Raw genomic sequence first — 19,902 nt, 5'->3', positions numbered from 1 at the left:
CTTTTACTCGCCATATTCGCGTTACAGCTTTAGGAAGCTTCTACAATCATGACGCCGCGCCCTTCAACCTGAGTATCGCCGGAGACAGCCCTGTCCGTGAGAAGGTCGGTCCCATAGTCTTCGCCGAAAGTAACGGTTACCGCATTGGCATTATGATTCATGACAAACAAGTATGACCGCCCGTCCTTAACGCGGCAGGTTACTTCCACGCCCGGCTGTTTGCCCGGAAGCAGCTGTATGCCGCGCTCGGCGCAGAGAGCGCTCAGGAGGCCCTGCAGAAACTCCGCATCAGGGCTGGAGGCAACGTACCATGCCTCGCCGGCGCCGAAGCGGTTTCGAGTCACCACAGGCGATCCCGCATAGAAGTCGTCGCCGTATTCTGCGATTACGTCTGCGCCTTCGGAATGTATGATATCGCAGAGCAACGAGCATTTGAACTCGCCCTTCAGCGCTCCCAGCGAATCCTTCATGACGATCCGGTTGGAATCACCGGGGAATAGCGCGTCGATCTCCTCGGCCCATATGCCGAGCAGGCTGCGAAGCTCTCCCGGATAACCGCCCAGCGTGACGATGTCGTTCTCGTTCACGATGCCGCTGAAGAAGGTGGTCAGGAATGTGCCGCCTTTCTTGACGAAAGCTTCGATCCTCTCCGTCATACCGGGTTTGACCATATACATGACCGGCGCAAGCACGATATCGTACGGGCTCAAATCGTCATCGAAAGCGACGATGTCCACTTGAATGCCAAGCTGGTAGAGCGCATCGTAATACTTATGGATTTCGTCCACATATTTCAGCGCGATGCTTGGTCCGCTGGAATATTCGATCGCCCAGCGGTTTTCCCAGTCGTACATGATGGCCACCTTGCTTGGTAGCCTTGAGCCGAGCAGCTTGTCTCCGAGCTTCTGCAGCTCGCCCCCAAGCTCTGCGCATTCGCGGAATACCCGCGTATGCTCGTGCCCGACATGCTCAATGAGCGCGCCGTGATATTTCTCGCAAGCGCCGACTGAACGGCGAAGCTGGAAGAACATGATGCTGTCCGCGCCGTGCGCTACCGCTTGATAGCTCCACAGCCGCATAACGCCGGGACGCTTCAGCGAATTATAGGCCTGCCAGTTCTGCTGGCTTGGCGTCTGCTCCATTAGCAGGAACGGCGCGCCGCCTTTGAGTGCGCGCATAAGGTCATGGGTCATTGCGGTGTAGCTGACCGGAGTGTCGGCTGCCGGATAATTGTCCCAGGACACGATATCCATATGCTTGGCCCATTTGAAATAATCGAGTGTCTTGTAGGTTCCCATCAGATTCGTGGTAACCGGAATATCCGGGGTATGCCGCTTAATTGCTTCGTACTCGAGCTTGTAGCAGTCAAGCATGCCGTCCGAGTTGAACCTCGCGTAATCGAGTGAAATTCCCTGGAAATTGGTACGATCGCCGGTCCACTGCTCGGAGAGGGCGTTCGGAGGAACGATTTCCTCCCAATCGTAGAAGGTATGGCCCCAGAAGCGGGTATTCCACTGCTCGTTCAACTTGTCCAGCGTACCGTATTTCCGTCGAAGCCAAACGCGGAAAGCGGCCGCGCAGTTATCGCAATAGCAATCTCCGCCGTATTCGTTCGAGACATGCCACAGCAGCAGTGCAGGATGATCTTTATAACGCTCGGCGATTTTGGAGGCAAGAAGAGTTGAATAATTGCGGTAGTTCGGACTGTTCGGACAAGAGTTGTGGCGTCCGCCGAATTTGCGTTTTCGGCCGTCAAAGTCGGTGCGCAGCACGTCCGGATATTTGCGTGCCATCCAGGCGGGATGAGCCCCTGTTGCTGTGGCCAGGCATGCGAAAATGCCATTCTTGTGAAGCATGTCCATGATGTCGTCAAGCGTTTCAAAATTATAGGTGGTTTCATCCGGCTGAAGCATAGCCCAGGAAAAAACGTTAACGGTGGCGATATCCATGCCTGCCAGACGAAGCATTCGCATATCCTCAGGCCACACGCTGCGGTCCCATTGCTCGGGGTTATAATCGCCGCCATATAACATTTTGGGCAGTTTTGATGTGTTCAAGATATCAGCTCCTAATGATGTTTGTAGCTTCATTTTATGATATGATTCTCGTAAACGATATATAATATTTCGATAGGCAGGATATGATAATATGGAACAGATTGTCCGGCGTAAGGATTGGGTTGTAGAGGATCACCTGCGGCGTTTTATGTTTGTGCTGGGGGAGAACGATTTACCGCTGTTTGTAGAGAGCATCGGCTTTAATCCCCTTCAGGAATCGGTATCGAGACGTAAAGGCTATCCCTGCTTCCATTGGCTCCAGACACTGGAAGGCGAGGGCGAGTTTGAACTCAGCGGAAGCAGATTTTTTCTGCCGCAAGGCAACGGTGCGCTTCTTTTCCCAGGGGTGCCGCACGCCTATGCACCGAAAGGGAAGAAATGGTCCACCCTGTATGTGACCTTCGGAGGCTCGCTTGCCGAATCGCTGCTCGCATCGCTGGGTATCCGGCATACTGAGTGGCTTCACTGGAATGATGATGCGCCGATTACGGCGCAATTGATGGATATGATCGAACAAACGCAGCATGACGAGGACCGCACGGGACTGAATGCATCAGCCCAGCTCTACAGGTTCTTGACGATGATCAAAATATACGGGCAGACGGGAGGCCGGTCTTCGCTATTTCAGCATTTGGAGAAGCTGGACCCGCTTCTGCAGTGGCTCGATCAAATATACGGCGATCCCGAGATCGGCCTTACGGATATGGCTGAGCGGCTTGGCATAAGCCCGCGTTATTTGAATGCGCTTTTTCGCCAAGCCTTCGGCATTACGGCGTATGCCTATTTGATTCGGCTGCGTATACGCAAAGCGAAGGAACTGATGAGCCACAGCGACCGGAGATCGATTAAAGAAATCGCCCAGCTGTCGGGATACCGCGATCCCAGTCACTTTATCTCCGCCTTCGGCAAGACGGAAGGAATGACTCCCGAGCAGTTTCGCAAACTGCAGGGACTTACAACTTAGCACGAATAAGACGCAGGGCCTATTGCAGATGAACGGAGCGAAGGATAATAATGAATGTGAAAAAATGCGCGGTTTGCGGCAGGGAGAAGCCGCTTTCCGCTTATACCAAACGGTCCGGGAGCACAGGCCGGCGTGGAACGTGCCGATCCTGCACGCGCAAGCGGCAGCGAGAAGCGGCGCGCGGAGAAGCGGTTCCCGTGGCCCCTTTAAGCGGGGAGGAAGCGATGCAGGCCGCCAAGCCGGGAAGTGAAGCCAAACCGAAGCGTAAAGCCTTGCTGATGGGAGTTTCTCCGGTTTCGGACGCTGCCGCTGACGCTAATAATGAAGCTAGTGCGGATGCAGATGCGCAAGAAGCTGGGACGATGCCTGCAATGCAGCGGCTTGATGATGGGAAGAAGCCGCAGAGAAAGCGCAAGAGACGCCGCCGCGGCAGGAGCAGGTCGGTTAAAAACCGGCATGGGGACAACGAGGCGAACCACAAAGAAGGACCGGCCGCGTCGGGCAGGGACGAGCAGAATCCAGTCCTCACCACCCAGGCCGATACTCAAGCCGGGTTCGCGGCTACCGGGGAGTCACGTTTGCAAACGGTGCCGGAGACCGAAGGCCATCCTTCGGCCGGCTCACAAACGGTATCTTCGATGGACTTGATTAGACCGGTGCATCCTGACAATGGAACAGACATTCCAAGGCCCAAGCGTAAGCGCAAACGCCGCCGGCGGAAACAGCATAAAGACAGAGCGAAAGCGCACACAACTTCTGTGCAGCACCCGCCGGGCGAGGGAGTACGGAAACGGCCTGCGGATAAACGGATCATGCCGTTTAAAGGACCGTTCACCTATGATGCCTCTGTCTTGAACGACAGGGGGAGCGGCATGATCAGGCTCCGCGGCCGCAGAGACACAAGCAGACGCTGGTCAACGGAAATTCCGCTGGAAATGGCGGTTCGCATGGTTAATGAAGGAGCCGCGGGCATCATTAATCCCGGTCTTATTCATAAACTTTATTCGAAGAGCGACTTTCGACTGCTTGTTCTTCAACGGGACAACTATATCTGCCGGTATTGCGGTCGTTTTGGGGACACGATCGATCATGTGATGCCCAAATCCAAGGGCGGGTTGTCCTCCCCCGACAACTGCGTGTGCGCATGTGCCGACTGTAATTTGAAGAAAGCCGACAGCCTGGATTTCACTTACGACGATTTTCTGTAGCTATCCATTTCGAAGGGATGAAAAACATGAAAATTAAATCGATGGAGCTGTTTAAAGTGGCGCCACGGTGGCTGTTTCTGAAAATCACGACGGATGACGGGTTGGTTGGCTGGGGAGAACCGATTGTTGAAGGCAAGGCGGACACGGTAATGGCCGCCGTCAACGAGATGAGCGATTATCTGATCGGCAGGAATGCCGGGAATATCGAGGATTTGTGGCAGGTGCTGTACCGGGGAGGCTTTTACCGGGGCGGACCGATTCTGACCAGCGCGATTTCGGGCATCGAGCAAGCATTATGGGACATTAAAGGTAAACGGCTTGGCGTTCCTGTTTATGAGCTGCTTGGCGGACCGGTGCGCGACAAAATGCGAGTCTATGCCTGGATCGGGGGAGACAAGCCCTCGGAGGTTGCGGCTTCCGCGACAGCCCAGGTTGCGGCAGGGTATACGGCGCTCAAGATGAACGGAACGGCGGAGTTCGAATGGATCGACTCAGCGCTCAAGGTGGAGCAAGCCGTGGAAAATCTGGCAAGAGTTCGCGAAGCCGTCGGCTACGGTATCGGAATCGGCATCGATTTTCACGGACGCGTCCACAAAGCGATGGCTAAAGCGCTGATCAAGGAGATGGAACCGTTCAAGCCGATGTTCATCGAAGAGCCGGTACTGCCGGAAAATAACGAGGCGCTCCGCGAAATCGCACGCATAACGGCGGTTCCTATTGCAACTGGCGAGCGGATGTACACGAGGTGGGGCTTCAAGCAGCTGCTGTCAGAAGGCTGGGCCGACATTATTCAGCCGGATCTCAGTCACGCAGGGGGGATATGGGAAGTGCGCAAAATAGCGGCGATGGCCGAAGCCTATGACGTTGCCGTCGCGCCGCACTGTCCGCTGGGGCCAATTGCTCTGGCGGCGTCGCTGCAGTTGGATTTTTGCACGCCGAATGCATTCATACAGGAGCAAAGCCTTGGCATTCATTATAATGTAGGCTCCGATCTGCTCGACTACTTGACGGACGGGACTGTATTTCACTATAAAGACGGCTTCGTCGAGCGGCTGTCCGCTCCGGGGCTTGGGATAGATATTAATGAGGAGCATGTCAGGAAGCTCTCGGAGGCAGGTCATCGCTGGCGGAATCCTGTGTGGCGCAATAACGACGGCTCAGTGACGGAATGGTAATGCGCGGCAGGGAACATTATGGCGTCATAGAGGCTGCTGAACAGGGCTGATTCATCGGTCGAATCCACTGGATTTCGCATATATTAATAGCAGCTTGATGCGGATGGGAGTGATGGACATGCCGATTCAGCGCAAGTCGTTTGACAGATATACTCTAGAGCAGTATGTGGAGTTGCTTGGGACATTTACCGGTCTCGTTAACTTCTCCCAGGTTCATGTGCATGCCACATGGAAGCCGACAATTGCCGATTATCGCACGGCTACCGACAAAGAACGCATCATTCAAATCATGTGGCGCTTTCATGTCATGGAAATGGGCTGGAGTGATATCGCACAACATGCGACGGTTGACCCTGACGGATATATCTGGACGGGTCGTTCCTTGCTGCAGCCCCCGGCATCTTCAACCGGCTTCAACGATGCAGATAATGACGGTGTCCATCCTTTCATGTTCGAGATGATCGGCAACTTTGATATCGGCGGAGAAAAGCTTGAGGCGCCTCAGCTTGACACTGCTGCCCGCTTGACTCGGGCGATACTCGATTTATGGAACCTGCTGCCTTCGGACATCCGGTTTCATCGCGAAATGCAGCCCGGTAAATCCTGTCCGGGGAGCACGATCGGGAAGTCCTGGTTTGTCAATCTTGTCGAGTCGAAGGAGGCGATCAAGGTGAAGCCGGAGGATGCGAACAAGATTATTTCGACCTGGCTGCAGCCTGCGTATGCGGCGGCAAAATCAGCGGATGAACGCAGGGAAATTCATCGTCTCGCCAACGAACTGCGCAAAGCGAGCGGACAGCGGCCCACATAGATTCCATATTTTGAGGCATGAATTATGAATTCCCCTATGTTAACATGGGTGGCGTCAGGGAAACCGGCAATCCACCAACCGTTAAGGGGGAATTTTTTTCATGAAGATGCAGCCAATTCGAGTAGGAATCGCTAGTGTACTCGCAGCAGGATTGATCGTACTGGGCGGAGGAGCAGCCATGCAAAAGGCGGATGCAGCCTCCATGAATACCACCTACGCTACTTACAAGGTAGCCTATCACGACACGATGTATAAAATTGCGCAGCGCTACGGCATTAGCCTCAGCAAACTGCTCGCGGCAAATCCTTCCCTATATAATCCGAACATTATCTGGCCCGGCATGACCGTTCGTGTTCCGCTTCAGAGCGGCACCGGAACCGCTGCAGGCGGCGGGGCAGGCACGGTAACTCAAAGCAATTTTGCAGCACAGGTTGTAACGCTTGTTAACCAGGAGCGCGCCAAAGCAGGACTCTCGGCGCTGAAATCCGACGCGCTGCTTACGAAAGTAGCATTGGATAAAGCAAAAGATATGTACAATAAAAATTATTTCGATCATAATTCGCCCACCTACGGCTCGCCATTTGATATGATGCGTGCCTACGGAGTTCAATATTCGTATGCTGGCGAAAACATTGCCAAAGGGCAGCGCACACCGCAAGAAGTTATGACGGCCTGGATGAACAGCCCCGGTCACCGTGCCAACATCCTGAGCCCTAATTTCAATAAAATCGGCGTTGCTTACTACAACGGCGAATGGGTGCAAGAATTTACGTCCTAATACCCCGTACGAAAGCAGCCGACATGGCTGCTTTTTTTGCGTTCTCTAGGGAAGCGGAGGTTTGACATCAGTATAACCAATGTTAAAATATAACCAACGGTTATACTCTTGGGAAGGTTGTGTAATGAATGACAACAAGGCGAAAGCAGTTGACGGAAGAGATGAAGGCGGGCATTCGCAGTGCTGCCGCTGCACTTTTCGCAGACAAGGGATTCGCTGCCGTAACGATGCGCGAGATAGCTAAAGCGGCGGGCTGTTCGCACACAGCCATCTATTTGTATTTCAAGAACAAGGAAGATCTGCTGCAGCAAATCGCGATACCGCCGTTAAAGGAAATGGAAGCCGCGATGCTCGGGAGGATGGCGGATCCTTCAGCTTCGCAAATTGATAGGCTGCTTGCCGTCTGCCGTGAGTTTGCTGTATTTTGCCTTACGAAAGGGAGCTTTTATCACGTCCTGATTACACCCGGAGCCGTCAGGATCGATGAGAAGGAGCCTGTTCTTGAAGTGAACCAAATCCGCAACAGATTGTTCGGTCATCTTAATGATGCGCTGAGTGACGCCGTCGGCGACGGTGCAGCCCGAGTCGATCCGGCTAAAGCTCTTAATCATGGAAGAATGCTTTTTTACTACATGCAGGGGTATGTGAACACTTATATCGGCAGTGAAGAGCCGACCGCCGCTTTACTGGAACGGACGCTGCCGATCTATTATGACGGTATACGGATATTTGTTGCCGGTATACAGCAAAGCATCCGGTAAACGGTTCCCAACGGTTTGTGGATGAAGGTTTGTAGGTGAAAGATGTTGAAACTTGTCTTTTACACAAAGGTTATTGGCAAAACATATCGAATTTATAGTTAATGCATTTTCCAACCGGGGGATGAGTACTGACGATGAACCAAGACTACAAATCGATATTTGCCGAATATTTTCACTGTATTGCAGAGGAGTCGCGAATTGGATTTTTTCTTATAGAGGAAGGCCGATTCATATTTGTCAACAAGTATATTGCAGACACCTTGGGATACACCGAGGAAGAACTGCTTCATATGGATCCGAAGGATATCATTTATTACCGCGATTTTTCGTTTTTTGAGGAAACAATTAAAAAGAGGTTGAATAACGAAAAAATAACAATCAACAAATGGTTAAGAGTTGTCAAAAAAGATAATTCGATTGTGTTCTGCGAGGCGAAGGCTTTCCCTGTTACACATAAAGAAAAGTCAATACTAATGGGAACCTTCCTCGATGTAACAGCTTCAATATTGGCCGATCAGATGCTTCGCGAGAATGATCTACGCTATCAGCGCTTGATAAGATATTTGCCTGAGCCTATCGTCGTCCACGACGGCGAGAAAATTTTATATGTTAATCTTGCGGGTTTAAAGCTTTTTGGCGTCTCGAACAAGGAGCAGCTTTTCTCCCGGCCTTATATGAGTCTTATTCACCCCGATTATCGGGAAATCACCAAGGAACGCTTCAGCAGAGTATACGTATCGGATGAACCGCTCGATTTTACCGAAAGCAAGCTTCTTGGATTGGATGGCCGCGTGATCGATGTTGAGGTTTCGAGTATACGGATCCATGATTTTCAGGGAAGACCCTTTGTGATCCAAAGCGTCTACCACGATTTGACTCAAAGAAAGAAGGAAGAGGAAGCGTTGATCCGCTCGGAAAAGCTGTCCGTCGTCGGTCAAATGGCGGCGGGTATAGCTCATGAAATCCGTAATCCGCTTACTTCGCTTAAAGGCTTTACGCAATTTCTGAAATCCAAAGTGAATCACAATCACGAGTATTTCGATATTATGCTGACGGAGCTCGACAGGATCAATACGATTGTCCAGGAATTTATGGCGCTTGCGAAGCCGCAGGCGAAACAGTACGCGGTACATGATTTGGCCAAAATTTTCGACAGCGTTACGACTCTCCTGGAGCCGCAGGCCATCATGAATAACGTGAGAATGACAACAAACTTCGATTCTGATGTTCCTTCGGTTTATTGCGACGAACACCAATTGAAACAAGTATTTATAAACCTGATGAAAAATGCTATCGAAGCGATGCCGGACGGCGGTAATCTGACGGTTTTTTTAATGCGCAACACCGAGGATTCCGTATTGATTCGGATTGAAGATCAAGGCGTCGGTATACCAAAAGAGCAGCTTGATCTGTTAGGCGGTCCTTTTTACTCTACAAAAAGCACCGGCACGGGACTTGGTCTAATGATTTGCTTTCGTATTATCGAGGCCCACCATGGTACGATTCGTTTTGCAAGTGAACCGGGACGTGGAACAACTGCAACGGTCGAGCTTCCGATCTGTGTTTCCTCGTGAGAGACAGCTTACTTTAACCACATTCTCAGCCGGAATTCTTCTGTTTTCGGGCACACAAGCAGACCGGAAGGCGTCGATACGATAATAAGGTCATGCACACCTATTATCAGTGCATGCTTATCGGCAATAAAGACCGTATTACCGCTTGCTTCCGTGAGCGTTACGCTGCCTTTACTCACATTCCCATTGGCATCCGGCGTCCAGTGGCGGCCGAGCACCGCCCACGAACCAATATCGTCCCAGCCGCATTGTACCGGTATACAGTACATCGATTCGGCCCGTTCCATGACGGCAAAATCAATGGAAAGCCGCGGCATAAGGGCATAGGCCGCCGATACATCGAGCGGGTGCTCAATAAGGCTGTTCCATATCGCCGGCTGGAATTGCTCCATTCGGCGGGCAAGAGTTGAGGGTTTGCAAACAAAAATACCGCTGTTCCAGTAAGTGCCGGGTTCGCGAATGAGCTTCTCGGCACGCTCTGCTGTCGGCTTCTCCATGAAGCGAAGAACAGGGAGAACGCTATCGGGCAGGTCTTCACCGGCTGCGGGCTCCTTTGTCTTCATATAACCGAATCCGGTTTCCGGGCGGGTAGGCTCGATCCCGAGCGTTACGATCGCACCGGGCCTCTTCGCCATTTCCGCGGCACGTCTCACGGCTGCAAGGAACGGCTCCTCCTCCGCTATATACTGATCCGAAGGCACGAATATCGCCGGCTCGTCGTCTCCCCTTTGCTGGAACCGAAACGCGGCAAGAGCAATGCAGGCTGCCGTATCCTTTTGCTCCGGCTCCAATATAAGCTGGTCCTGCGTGAATTCCGGAAGCTGTTCTTCCAGGAGCGGCAGATAGCGGGCGGGTGCTATTATATACAACCGGGAGCTCGAGACAATTTTGCGAAAGCGGCTAACCGTCTCCTGAATCAAAGTCCGTTCGGAGTGAAAGGGCAAAAATTGCTTTGGCATTGAGTCGACGCTTCGCGGCCAGAATCTGGTACCCTTGCCGCCTGCCATAATAACCACATTCATGGTTTGAACCACCTCCCGAATAACGAAAAACATAGTACGCTCATATTTTAGTGACATTATATTCGCCCCGAAAACGGCATTTGTACGTTGTAAATAAGTGGGCTGGTCGTATTTACCGGTTTCAATACAGGGCATGATGTGATATTCTCTTACGCGAGCCGAAACTAATCGTACGGGGGACTTTCAGGAAGTACAAGCGAGTATTTCCTGCGGAAGATCATTCAATGGGATGATCTCACGCTCGGGGTGAATCGCTGCGCGGCCAATCCGCAAGGCGTAGGGTTGATCTCCTCAATCCGAATCCGACAACTAACCTCGTAGGCCGCATGCATAAACGGGCGTCATCAACCGCAATTTTTTCATATCGAAGCGGTAGTTCGTTTGGCGATGACGGAGCCTGCTCCTGCCAAAAATGGTCACACCGGCAGAGCGGGGGTCCGTAAATAAAAAGGAGGAAGAAACGTTGTTTAAAAATTGGAAAAAGGGCGCAGCAGCAGCCGCGCTTAGCATTGCTATTCTCATTAACGCCAGTCCGGCACATGCCGCCGCGGCGTATAAAGCGTCCGACAACGACACGTTCTGGAAATTATCCAAACGCTTCGGCGTCCAGCTTGAACGATTGATGAAAGCCAACCCGAAGGTGGATCCGCTCAATATTTACAAAGGCCTCTCCATCGTTATACCGGGCGCTCCTATTAAGGCAAAGAATGATTCCGGCCAGTCGGCAGTTAAGATCAAGAAATCAGCGGGCGGTAAAGCCGAGGGCAACGATATCGTGCAGGTGAAGGGGCGTTCGTACAGCTATTCGGACGTCATTCAAGCCAAAGCGAGCGCTTATACCGCAGCGGCCTCAGAGAATGGCTGGGGACCGGTCGATTATTTCGGGAACCCATTAAAGCTTGGCACGATCGCGGTTGACCCCAAGCGGATACCGATGGGCAGCAAAGTTTATATTACCGGGTATAACCATGACGGGTTACCGGTTGGAGGCATGATAGCGGTCGCAACCGATATGGGGAGCGCGATTAAAGGCGACAGGATTGATATATTCTTGCCGCAATCGCAGAAAAAGGCGCGTCAGTTCGGATACCAATATGTCAAAGTGTTTGTTTTAAACAAATAAATGGACATAGGCATGTAAGTGAAAGCCGGCAGCACAAACGGCGTCCCCTCGGGGACGCCGTTTGTGCTTTTAACCTTTGCTGTTGCGCGAAGCCGGCTTGCTTAGAAGATCGGGCAGCGTGACGATCTGGTACCCTTTGCTTCGAAGCAGCTTGATAAGCTTGGGTAAGGCTTTTACCGTGCCTGATAAATCCTGGCCGACTCCCCCGCCGGCATGCTGCAGAATAATGGATCCCGGCTGCAATGTCTTCTTGATGTTTACAAGGATATGGCTGCTATCGGTACCGCGCCAGTCGACTGAGTCAACGTCCCAATTTACTACGATGTACCCGTTTTGCTTTAACCATTCAATCTGGCTGGGCATGATTTCACCATAGGGAGGCCGGACTAGTTTCGGACTGTAGCCGACAAGGGGACGCAGAATCGCATCCGTCCGAACAATTTGACGTTTAAAGGAGCCCAGCGGGATGCGTGAAAAAACCGCGTGATTGAGGGAGTGATTACCGATAATGTGGCCTTCCCGGCGCATCCGCCGAACTATCGACGGATAAGCGGCAGCGCGTGAGCCGACGACAAAGAAGGTGGCTCTCACTTTATATCGGGCCAGTATGTCCAGCACCTGCGGCGTATAGCGCGGATCGGGCACATCATCGAAGGTCAGCGCTACTTTTCGGGCACTCCGCGGGCCGCCTATGATGAAAGTTCCGGGGTATCGTTTTTGAAGCGATACCCATGACATCGCCTGGACGCGGCGGCGTTTTTTATGATGCTTCCGCTTTCGAGATAACTGGAAGGATGCCGAGGATTCCCTGGCCTCCTTCTCACGCGCAAGATCCTGCTGTGATGATGGCTGTGCCATGCTTGCCGCCTGTTTGGTGGTATTACGTGTGGGGGAAGGGCCAGGACTATACCAAGCATCCGATTCTATCGAAGGGCAAAGCGCCGTTAATGCCGCAAGCAGCAATATACCGGCCTTTTGCATGCGGCGGTTCGATTGCATACCGGACTCCCTCCCGCTAACTCCACCTCCACGGAAGGCACAGACCCAAGCGGGAAGAGCACCTGTTCTGTTGGTTCGTGCAGAGCGTTAGCCGCTTCTTCATGAGTAACATGGTATTGTTGGTTGAATTATTATTCCCTTCCTGATTTCCTTCATGCATGGCGCGGGGATTACATCGAATTGGGCGGGGAGAAATAATGAAATTTCTTTACACTCTAACAGGTAAACCATTAACATGTAATTGAATATAAGAACAAAGGAGCTGCCTCATGCCGACAATAGATATGCCGCTTACTCAACTGCAAGCGTATACAGGAATTAATCCGTGTCCCGCCGATTTTGACCAATACTGGGCGAGAGCACTTGAAGAGATGCGTGAAACCGATCCGCAAGTAGAGTTAGTGCCCAGCGCTTTTCAGACGCCGGCAGCGGAATGCTTCGACCTGTACTTCACCGGCGTGCGGGGAGCCCGTATCCATGTAAAGTATGCCCGTCCACGCCATGCGGATAAGCCGCATCCTGCAGTCGTTCAGTTTCATGGTTACTCGGGCAATGCAGGCGATTGGAGCGACCGGCTTGCATTCGTTTCTCTGGGGTTTTCGGTGTTCGCCATGGATTGCAGAGGTCAAGGGGGGCCGTCGCAGGACATCGGAGGCGTACTTGGCAGTACCCATCACGGCCATATCATACGCGGACTTGACGGCGAACCGGACAATCTATTATTCCGACATATATTTCTTGATACAGCACAGCTCGCTTCCATCGTTATGAGTATGCCCGAGGTCGATCCCGGCCAGGTATTTGCAACCGGGTGGTCCCAGGGGGGGGCATTAACAATAGCATGCGCCGCACTTGAGCCTCGGATACGCAAGCTGGCGCCTGTCTATCCGTTCTTAAGCGATTACCGCCGCGTATGGGAAATGGATTTGGCCAAGGATGCTTACGCAGAGCTGCGCACTTATTTCCGTCATTTTGACCCGCAGCATGTAAGGGAGAATGCGATCTTCACAAAGCTCGGCTACATCGATATCCAGCATTTGGCCGATCGTGTCCGAGGCGACGTGCTGCTGGGGGTCGGACTGATGGATACCGTCTGTCCTCCATCCACGCAATTTGCCGCATATAATAAAATCACGGCGCCCAAAAGGCTCGAAATATTTCCGGATTTCGGCCATGAAGGACTTCCGGGGCTGCATGATAAGATCATTCAATTTTTTCTCGGGAATTATTAAGGGCCCTAAAAAAGCAAGCACCCTCATGGAGCCTCGACAACCGGCGCTTGAAGGTGCTTGTCATTTGTTAATCCCAGTTTTCGAGTACGATTTTTCCAATCGTTGCGCCTTCTTCTATCTTTGCATGAGCCAGGCGCAGGTTGGCTGCATTAATCGGAGCAAGCCTTTCGGTCATTGTAGTTTCGATGTCGCCGGAGTCGACAAGCTCCGCAATACGGTTCAGAATATGATGCTGCTCAATCATGTCGGCAGTTTTATACATCGCTTTTGTAAACATGAACTCCCATACGAATGAGGCGCTTTTGCTTTTTAAAACATTCAGGTTAAGCGGGTCCTTCGCATCCACTATAGAGCATATTTTCCCCTGTGGGGAAATAACCTCCGCCATATGTGTCCAATGCTGCTCCGTGGCATTCAAGCAGAGGATATACTGAACGGAATCAAGACCGAATTGCATTAATTGCGGCATAAACGGCTGGTAATGATTGATGAGATAAGTGGAACCGTGCCGCCTGGACCATTCGGCGGTCTCAGAACGAGAAGCTGTCCCGATAACAGTCAGTCCGGCTTGACTGGCCAGCTGAGTGGCAATCGAGCCTACCCCTCCGGCCGCCCCGATAATAAGAATGGCTTTGCCCTCGTTTGCATCCTGCTCAGTAGGAATCCCCAGCCGTTCATGCAGCGCTTCCCAGGCAGTAATTCCAGTAAGCGGGAGAGCGGCTGCTTCGGCATAATCCAAAGCTTTAGGTTTATGCCCGACAATCCGCTCGTCTACGACGTGGTATTGGCTGTTACCGCCGGGACGATTGATCGTACCTGCGTAATAAACTTCATCTCCGGATTTGAATAGTGTACAGTCCTCGCCCGCCTGTTCCACAATGCCGCAAACATCCCAGCCCAGTATTCGAGGGACCTGTTCCGTCTGGTCTTTCGGAGCACGGACCTTGGTATCGATCGGGTTGACCGAGATTGCTTGTACTTTTACCAGAATATCGCGGCCGGCTGCAGCAGGCTTGTCCACATTAATATCTACCAGACTTTCCGGATGCCCGATAGGCAGGTAACGGGTTAATCCAACGGCTTTCATGGTATTCTGCTCTGTCATAATGCAACTTCCTCTCATCATTCATGTATTGATTATATAAACGAATCGGCTTGCGTGGAAGCATATTGTAATTTCCCGTTTGCTGGTACAAGCCTCACGCAAAGAACCCCCCAGCCTGTAGGCTTAGGGGGTGCGCCATTTAAACGTTACACTTTAAAAATCGAAATAGTCCGCTGAAGCTGCGAGACGACCTGCTGCATTTTCTCCGTCTCCTCGACGACTGCCTGCACTGACCCGATATGCTCATTCATCGAAGCAGATACCTGCCCGGTGCCCGCGGCGGACTCCTCAGTAATTGCCGAGATGTTTTGGATGGCTGCAGAGATTTTACGGCTGCTCTCGAGCATCTGGTTACTTTCGTTTGAGAACTGGTAAATCTGTTTCGTAATAAAATTAACGCTTGCTACAAGCTCGGAGAAAATGTGCTCCGATTCGCGAAGGAGCTGGTTTTGCAGCTGAACAACCTCTTCATTGATCTTGATGTTATCTATAGCTTCATTAACTCCGCTGACGATGCCGCGAACCAAAGTAAATACCTCTTTGGTCGAAGAGGTCGATTCCTCGGCAAGCTTGCGCACTTCCTGGGCGACTACGGCAAACCCTTTACCGTGATCGCCGGCCCGCGCCGCTTCAATTGAAGCGTTCAGTGACAGCAGGTTAGTCTGCTCGGCCAAATCCGAGATCGTTCGCGTAATCACAGAGATTCCCTCGGCCTTACGCGCCAAATCCTCAATTGTAGCGGCCACATTCGAGGTGGCCTCCACATTTCGCTGCATGCCGGCGGACTGGCTTTCAACCGATTGCCGGCCTTTCTCCACGAGTCCAAGCGTTTGCTCCGACAGTTGGTTCATCTCTGTAGTCGAACGGGCATAAGCCTCAACTTTATCTTCGATTTCCCGAATTGACTCGGCCATTTCGCCGACATCTTCAGAGATCTGATTGGCGCCGGTTGCCAGCTCTCCTGCCGAGAGGGCTGCTTGCTCCATGACCAATTTCAAATTATTGTTTTTTTCAAAAATGCTTCTGCTTGTATCGTTCACGATGCGGGCGATATTCGACGTTTCCTTCAAAATATCGCGAAGCTTGTCAACCATACTGTTAAAGGAGTATCCCAGCTCACCGAGCGATGCGGAAGATGAAATATCCACCTTCTGGGTGAAATCGCCCTTTGCGATACTGAAAGCGATCGAACTCATCTCGTCAATTGAAGATGTAAGCGCTCTCTCAATTACGCGAACAAGAGGAAAGGTTATCGCAGCCGCAATTGCGATGATGATGAAACCGAGAAGCATGCTGCCGCCGGTGGCAATCAAGCCAAGGAGAAGTGCGATCGAGAAAATACCGACAATGGCATAGCAGCCGAGCAGAAGCTTATTGCGTATCGATAAGGAATTAAACCATTGCATCGTGGTAAGCTCCCCTTTTATTGGAATAATCTTATTATAGCACCGCTGGAACTTTTGTCTATATTCGTCTATTACTATCGTATCAAGTCGAAAGAAGGAGTTGATTAACGTAATAGAAGTCGAAAGTGCTACTTTACTGTAAGGTTTTTGTAAAAAAATATGTTGAATGAACTACAAGGCTGTCATATAATGGGCCTGAAGCATCAGTTGGAAACTTCAAGAAAAAATGTGTGGCAGGAGGCGGGGTTAAAATGAATTTGGAGACGATGTCATTGGCACGGCAAGTGGATTTTGTTTTTAGGCAGCTGGAAGAGGAGCTTGTTCACGCTGTAGCGGGTACCGTCATTATACATATTCGTAACAATGCAGTCGGTAAATACGGGGTTCGGCACAATCCCATTGAAAGCAAAAATGGGGAGATCGGTCAATCGGAACAGGGGATGACCGTCTCTCAGGTACAGGCCTTTCGCCAAATGGCGATCGATTCGCTTAAGCTCAAACGCAATTGGACGCATGGAGAAATATTATATGATTTTTCCGTACGTTCAAGCTCAGGCGCCTGGTCGGCCAGCATACTCTTCGAATCCAATTATAATTTGGCTAACGGGATGTTCCGCTACCAGCCCAAGTATTCGCAGCAGGCCTTGAGGGATAGCCTCTAACGCGATAACCGTCCATTGACAAAAGAAAAATGCTGCCCGTTCGCGCGGCAGCATTTTTTGTATTTCATATTAGCGGGTGAATCGGCCTGCTAGCTGCTGCTCCGCTATTTGAACGAGCTTACGGGTAATATAGCCCCCAAGTGCGCCTGCATCGCGAGTTGCCATGTTGCCGTAGTAACCGTCTTGAGGAATTTGAATGCCTAACTCTTGTGCTACTTCGAACTTCATTTGCTCAAGAGCCGCGCTTGCCTGAGGTACGACCAGCTGATTGCTGTTGCGGGATTGTCCTGCCATCGTATTTCACCCCCTTACATTTGTCTTGGCCCTTATTATTGTTCCTGTTGGAACCTTTTATACAATATGGAATTCATAAGAAGTCCTGAAATAATTTCCAGTTTTATTTTTACGAGCCAAAATTGTAATCGGGGTAAACGTAGGGAGTGTCCGGCATTTCAATGACTTGAATTTGCCGTGCTTTAAGCAGGATAATCGGGTTGCCGTCGAACGTGCTTTCCGTAACCGTTCCCCGTACTTTAAGCCAGACATCGTTCTTATAAAGAGGCGCGCGCGGGTAGTCGACCATAAGGCCGTATGGTACGGAATCCGCCGAGCAGCAGTTCATCGCGAAGCGGCTTACGGCAAACTCGCTTTTCTTCATCCCGTTCTGTCTGTACACAAACCCGCTGATCTCAACCGTTTTACCGACAAAATTACGGCGGTACAAGTCAAGCGTCGTCAACGTCTCAATATACCGCTCATCCGGCACTTCGATAGTATCCTGCTTATACAACTGCTTGCCAAGCTTCGCATGCGCCGCCGTATATTCATCCGCAGGGAACAATTCGTCAAGGTTCTTCCGGCTATCCGCAGCGGGCTCGCTCTGCCCACTTATTCCCGTTCCGGCGGCCGCGGCCGGCACCGTCTTTCCCGAGCCGGAGAAGCTCACCCCTTTCTTCGCTGCAAGCGAGCTCCCGAGTGTGCTTTCCGGCAGGAGGAAACCGAGGGCCAATGGAAGCACGAACAGCCCGTAAATAAGCGTGTTTTTGGCTAGTGATGGTGAGGGCTCATGGTTGCAATCGCATTCTGCGGCCTCATAGCCCATCCATACCCTGAATGCGGCATAGACTTGATAAATCGCGGTCGCATAGAGCCCGATGGCAGAAAGCTTCACATATAATTCCATGCGCGGAGCGATATAAAGCGATAAGCTGTCGGTACGAACGAGGTAGACAATATAAACGGCGAATCCGCTCATCACGGCAGCGCGCAGCAGATGATGGATCAGCCTTCTCCGGTCGTCGGTTGACATCAGCACGATTCCTTTCATGAAGAAGTGTAGCCTTTATCCGGCATTATGAGCTAAAGAGGAGCTTATCCGCAATCATCGATCCAATGAGGATCGCTGCAAATAAGAATGCAATGACGGCAACGACCACTTTAACTCTGAACGAGGAAAGCAGCATAAGCGTGCTTTTCAGATCGACCATCGGTCCGAATACGAGAAAAGCAAGAAGTGGGCCAGAGCCGAAAATCCCGTTAAATGAAGAGGCGACGAACGCATCCGAGGTGGAACAAAGCGAAATCGCGAAAGCAAAGCCCATCATGAAAATGTTGGCTGTCAAAGGCTGATCGCTGAGCGATGTCAGCAAGCTTCGGTCCAGCACCGTTTGGACGAGAGCCGTAAGAAGCGAGCCGATAATCAAATATTTACCGATATCGAAAAATTCATCCGAAGCGTGGGCCAGCGTAGCCCGGACACGTCCGCGCCAGCTGCTCGAGCTGCGATTGTCGCCATGGCTGTGCCTGGCAGCATGTATACTCGGACCGGACGCCGCCGAAGGTGTTTCCAGCTTCAAGGGGCTCTTTTTCATGAAGCGGTAGAGCAGCAAGCCAAGCATAATGCAGACAGCCAAGGCGAGTCCCATTCTGGCGTAAGCCATCATCGGCTGCGATCTGAATGCGGTGTAGGTAGATGCGAATACGACTGGATTGACAATGGGTCCGGCGAAGATGAAGACAATCCCGATGTAGGCCGGCATTCCTTTGCGGATCAACCGGCGTACGACCGGAATCATTCCGCATTCGCACAGCGGCAGCAGCAGTCCGAGCAAACTTCCGAACAGAACGCCCACGACCGGATTTTTCGGTGTAAGCCTCGCGATGACAGTATCGGAGACGAATACTTGCAGCAGGGCGGAAACAAGCACGCCGAGAAGAATAAAGGGAAATGCCTCTAATATGATGCTGATAAAAAGTATTTTGAAGGATTGAAGGGACGGGCTGGCCAGAATAAGATCGGTAAAGCCGCCAGCGGTTAAAATACGGGCCAACATAACAAGACACCCTACGGCGAGCAGCGGTGTTCCCAGACGGTAAACGATATTCAACCGTATAAACTCCTCTCTACTAGCATCTAAATTAGTATAGGTTATGCTCATTGATGCGTCTACAGGACAACCATTGGCGACAATTTTTATTGAGTCCTCCTAAAGTCCCCTGAGGCAGCTTGGCCCGAGCGAAGGCCGAGCGTGCAAATAGTATCACTGGTGCTACTGCATCGGCCAGAGAGGCTGTCTGTGGCGCCAACGTTATTCAAGTCCCGCAAGGGACACCAGGGCGAACGGGTGGGCCAAATTGTCAAGCGTGTCCCGTGAGGGACGAAAGCGGATCCGCGAACGCGCTCACGCAGGGGCTGTCTCTGTACATCCCACGTGTTACTTTCCGGGTGTCCAGAGGGCCGGGGCCTTAGGGGTCCCCCTCCGGGGGAATTAGGGGGGAAGCAAAAGTAAAAGTGGAAGTGGAAGGAGAGATGGTCAACGGGAGGGTAATGGGAGCTTCAAGGGGGGCGTATACCCCTACTTGACAATTCCCCCCCGAGAGGTATAATCTTCATAACTGCAATGAAGGGAACAAGTAAGCGCGGATGTACGCTTTCAGAGAGCCGGTGGTTGGTGCGAACCGGAGCAAGTGTCCGATGCCGAATGGGTCCTGGAGCCGAGATGAGGAAAGCGAGCGTACGATCGTC

General features: G+C 51.7%; 18 protein-coding genes, 1 riboswitch and 1 other annotated feature (1 of these 20 cut by a window edge). Of the genes, 10 read left to right on the top strand and 8 right to left on the bottom strand.

The genetic code is table 11. The annotated features are described in order from the left end of the window. Window positions 1–29 precede the first annotated feature (29 nt). Window positions 30–2,057, bottom strand: coding sequence for a beta-galactosidase (locus KZ483_RS22570; protein WP_220349759.1), 2,028 nt, complete (start codon window positions 2,055–2,057; stop codon window positions 30–32). Between the two features lie 91 nt (window positions 2,058–2,148). Between KZ483_RS22570 and KZ483_RS22565 the strand changes: the two genes are divergently transcribed. The 7 genes from KZ483_RS22565 (at window position 2,149) to KZ483_RS22535 (ending at window position 9,328) form a co-directional block, all read left to right on the top strand. Beyond that, a complete protein-coding gene (locus KZ483_RS22565) occupies window positions 2,149–3,021 on the top strand; it encodes an AraC family transcriptional regulator (protein WP_220349758.1) in 873 nt (290 codons plus the stop codon). A 50-nt stretch (window positions 3,022–3,071) separates the two neighbouring features. After that, window positions 3,072–4,229 (top strand): HNH endonuclease, encoded by a 1,158-nt coding sequence (locus KZ483_RS22560; protein WP_220349757.1) that lies wholly within the window; start codon window positions 3,072–3,074, stop codon window positions 4,227–4,229. Window positions 4,230–4,255: 26 nt separating this feature from the next. Further along, a complete protein-coding gene (gene dgoD / locus KZ483_RS22555; RefSeq protein WP_220349756.1) occupies window positions 4,256–5,404 on the top strand; it encodes a galactonate dehydratase in 1,149 nt (382 codons plus the stop codon). Window positions 5,405–5,522: 118 nt separating this feature from the next. Next, window positions 5,523–6,215 (top strand): peptidoglycan recognition protein family protein, encoded by a 693-nt coding sequence (locus tag KZ483_RS22550; protein ID WP_220349755.1) that lies wholly within the window; start codon window positions 5,523–5,525, stop codon window positions 6,213–6,215. Between the two features lie 100 nt (window positions 6,216–6,315). Continuing rightward, entirely contained in the window at window positions 6,316–6,993 is a 678-nt protein-coding gene (locus KZ483_RS22545) for a CAP domain-containing protein (protein WP_220349754.1), read from the top strand. 128 nt (window positions 6,994–7,121) lie between these two features. Then, complete coding sequence (locus KZ483_RS22540) at window positions 7,122–7,754, top strand: TetR/AcrR family transcriptional regulator (protein ID WP_220349753.1); 633 nt, start codon at window positions 7,122–7,124, stop codon at window positions 7,752–7,754. 134 nt (window positions 7,755–7,888) lie between these two features. Then, the gene (locus tag KZ483_RS22535; RefSeq protein ID WP_220349752.1) at window positions 7,889–9,328 is read left to right on the top strand and encodes a PAS domain-containing sensor histidine kinase; all 1,440 of its coding nucleotides are present in this window, start codon (window positions 7,889–7,891) and stop codon (window positions 9,326–9,328) included. Window positions 9,329–9,336: 8 nt separating this feature from the next. Here KZ483_RS22535 and KZ483_RS22530 read toward each other — a convergent pair whose 3' ends face one another. Beyond that, window positions 9,337–10,350 carry a mannose-1-phosphate guanylyltransferase gene (locus tag KZ483_RS22530; protein WP_220349751.1) on the bottom strand — a complete coding sequence of 338 codons (1,014 nt, stop codon included), beginning with the start codon at window positions 10,348–10,350 and terminating at the stop codon, window positions 9,337–9,339. Between the two features lie 146 nt (window positions 10,351–10,496). After that, a riboswitch (cyclic di-AMP (ydaO/yuaA leader) is annotated at window positions 10,497–10,689 on the top strand. 124 nt (window positions 10,690–10,813) lie between these two features. Here KZ483_RS22530 and KZ483_RS22525 point away from each other — a divergent pair. Further along, the gene (locus KZ483_RS22525) at window positions 10,814–11,473 is read left to right on the top strand and encodes a 3D domain-containing protein (protein ID WP_258881383.1); all 660 of its coding nucleotides are present in this window, start codon (window positions 10,814–10,816) and stop codon (window positions 11,471–11,473) included. A 69-nt stretch (window positions 11,474–11,542) separates the two neighbouring features. Here KZ483_RS22525 and KZ483_RS22520 read toward each other — a convergent pair whose 3' ends face one another. Next, on the bottom strand, window positions 11,543–12,472 hold the full coding sequence (locus KZ483_RS22520; protein WP_258881382.1) for a polysaccharide deacetylase family protein: 930 nt from the start codon (window positions 12,470–12,472) through the stop codon (window positions 11,543–11,545). A gap of 269 nt (window positions 12,473–12,741) precedes the next feature. Between KZ483_RS22520 and KZ483_RS22515 the strand changes: the two genes are divergently transcribed. After that, a complete protein-coding gene (locus KZ483_RS22515) occupies window positions 12,742–13,704 on the top strand; it encodes an alpha/beta fold hydrolase (RefSeq protein WP_220349749.1) in 963 nt (320 codons plus the stop codon). Window positions 13,705–13,771: 67 nt separating this feature from the next. Here KZ483_RS22515 and KZ483_RS22510 read toward each other — a convergent pair whose 3' ends face one another. Continuing rightward, entirely contained in the window at window positions 13,772–14,809 is a 1,038-nt protein-coding gene (locus KZ483_RS22510) for a zinc-binding alcohol dehydrogenase family protein (RefSeq protein ID WP_220349748.1), read from the bottom strand. A gap of 146 nt (window positions 14,810–14,955) precedes the next feature. Beyond that, a complete protein-coding gene (locus KZ483_RS22505) occupies window positions 14,956–16,215 on the bottom strand; it encodes a methyl-accepting chemotaxis protein (RefSeq protein WP_220349747.1) in 1,260 nt (419 codons plus the stop codon). Window positions 16,216–16,466: 251 nt separating this feature from the next. On the opposite strand from KZ483_RS22505, the gene KZ483_RS22500 reads away from it, so the two are divergent. Beyond that, complete coding sequence (locus KZ483_RS22500; protein ID WP_220349746.1) at window positions 16,467–16,877, top strand: O-methyltransferase; 411 nt, start codon at window positions 16,467–16,469, stop codon at window positions 16,875–16,877. A gap of 69 nt (window positions 16,878–16,946) precedes the next feature. Here KZ483_RS22500 and KZ483_RS22495 read toward each other — a convergent pair whose 3' ends face one another. The 3 genes from KZ483_RS22495 to KZ483_RS22485 all read right to left on the bottom strand — a co-directional run bounded on the left by KZ483_RS22495 (window position 16,947) and on the right by KZ483_RS22485 (window position 19,264). Continuing rightward, a complete protein-coding gene (locus KZ483_RS22495; protein WP_220349745.1) occupies window positions 16,947–17,171 on the bottom strand; it encodes an alpha/beta-type small acid-soluble spore protein in 225 nt (74 codons plus the stop codon). A gap of 109 nt (window positions 17,172–17,280) precedes the next feature. Next, window positions 17,281–18,204, bottom strand: coding sequence for a TIGR03943 family putative permease subunit (locus KZ483_RS22490; RefSeq protein WP_220349744.1), 924 nt, complete (start codon window positions 18,202–18,204; stop codon window positions 17,281–17,283). A 25-nt stretch (window positions 18,205–18,229) separates the two neighbouring features. Next, on the bottom strand, window positions 18,230–19,264 hold the full coding sequence (locus tag KZ483_RS22485; protein WP_258881381.1) for a permease: 1,035 nt from the start codon (window positions 19,262–19,264) through the stop codon (window positions 18,230–18,232). A 504-nt stretch (window positions 19,265–19,768) separates the two neighbouring features. Beyond that, window positions 19,769–19,902: a binding site (T-box leader), on the top strand (it continues 114 nt past the right edge of the window).

The organism is Paenibacillus sp. sptzw28, assembly GCF_019550795.1.
Classification (GTDB): Bacteria; Bacillota; Bacilli; order Paenibacillales; family Paenibacillaceae; genus Paenibacillus_Z.
This window is presented reverse-complemented; position numbering and strand designations above follow the sequence as displayed.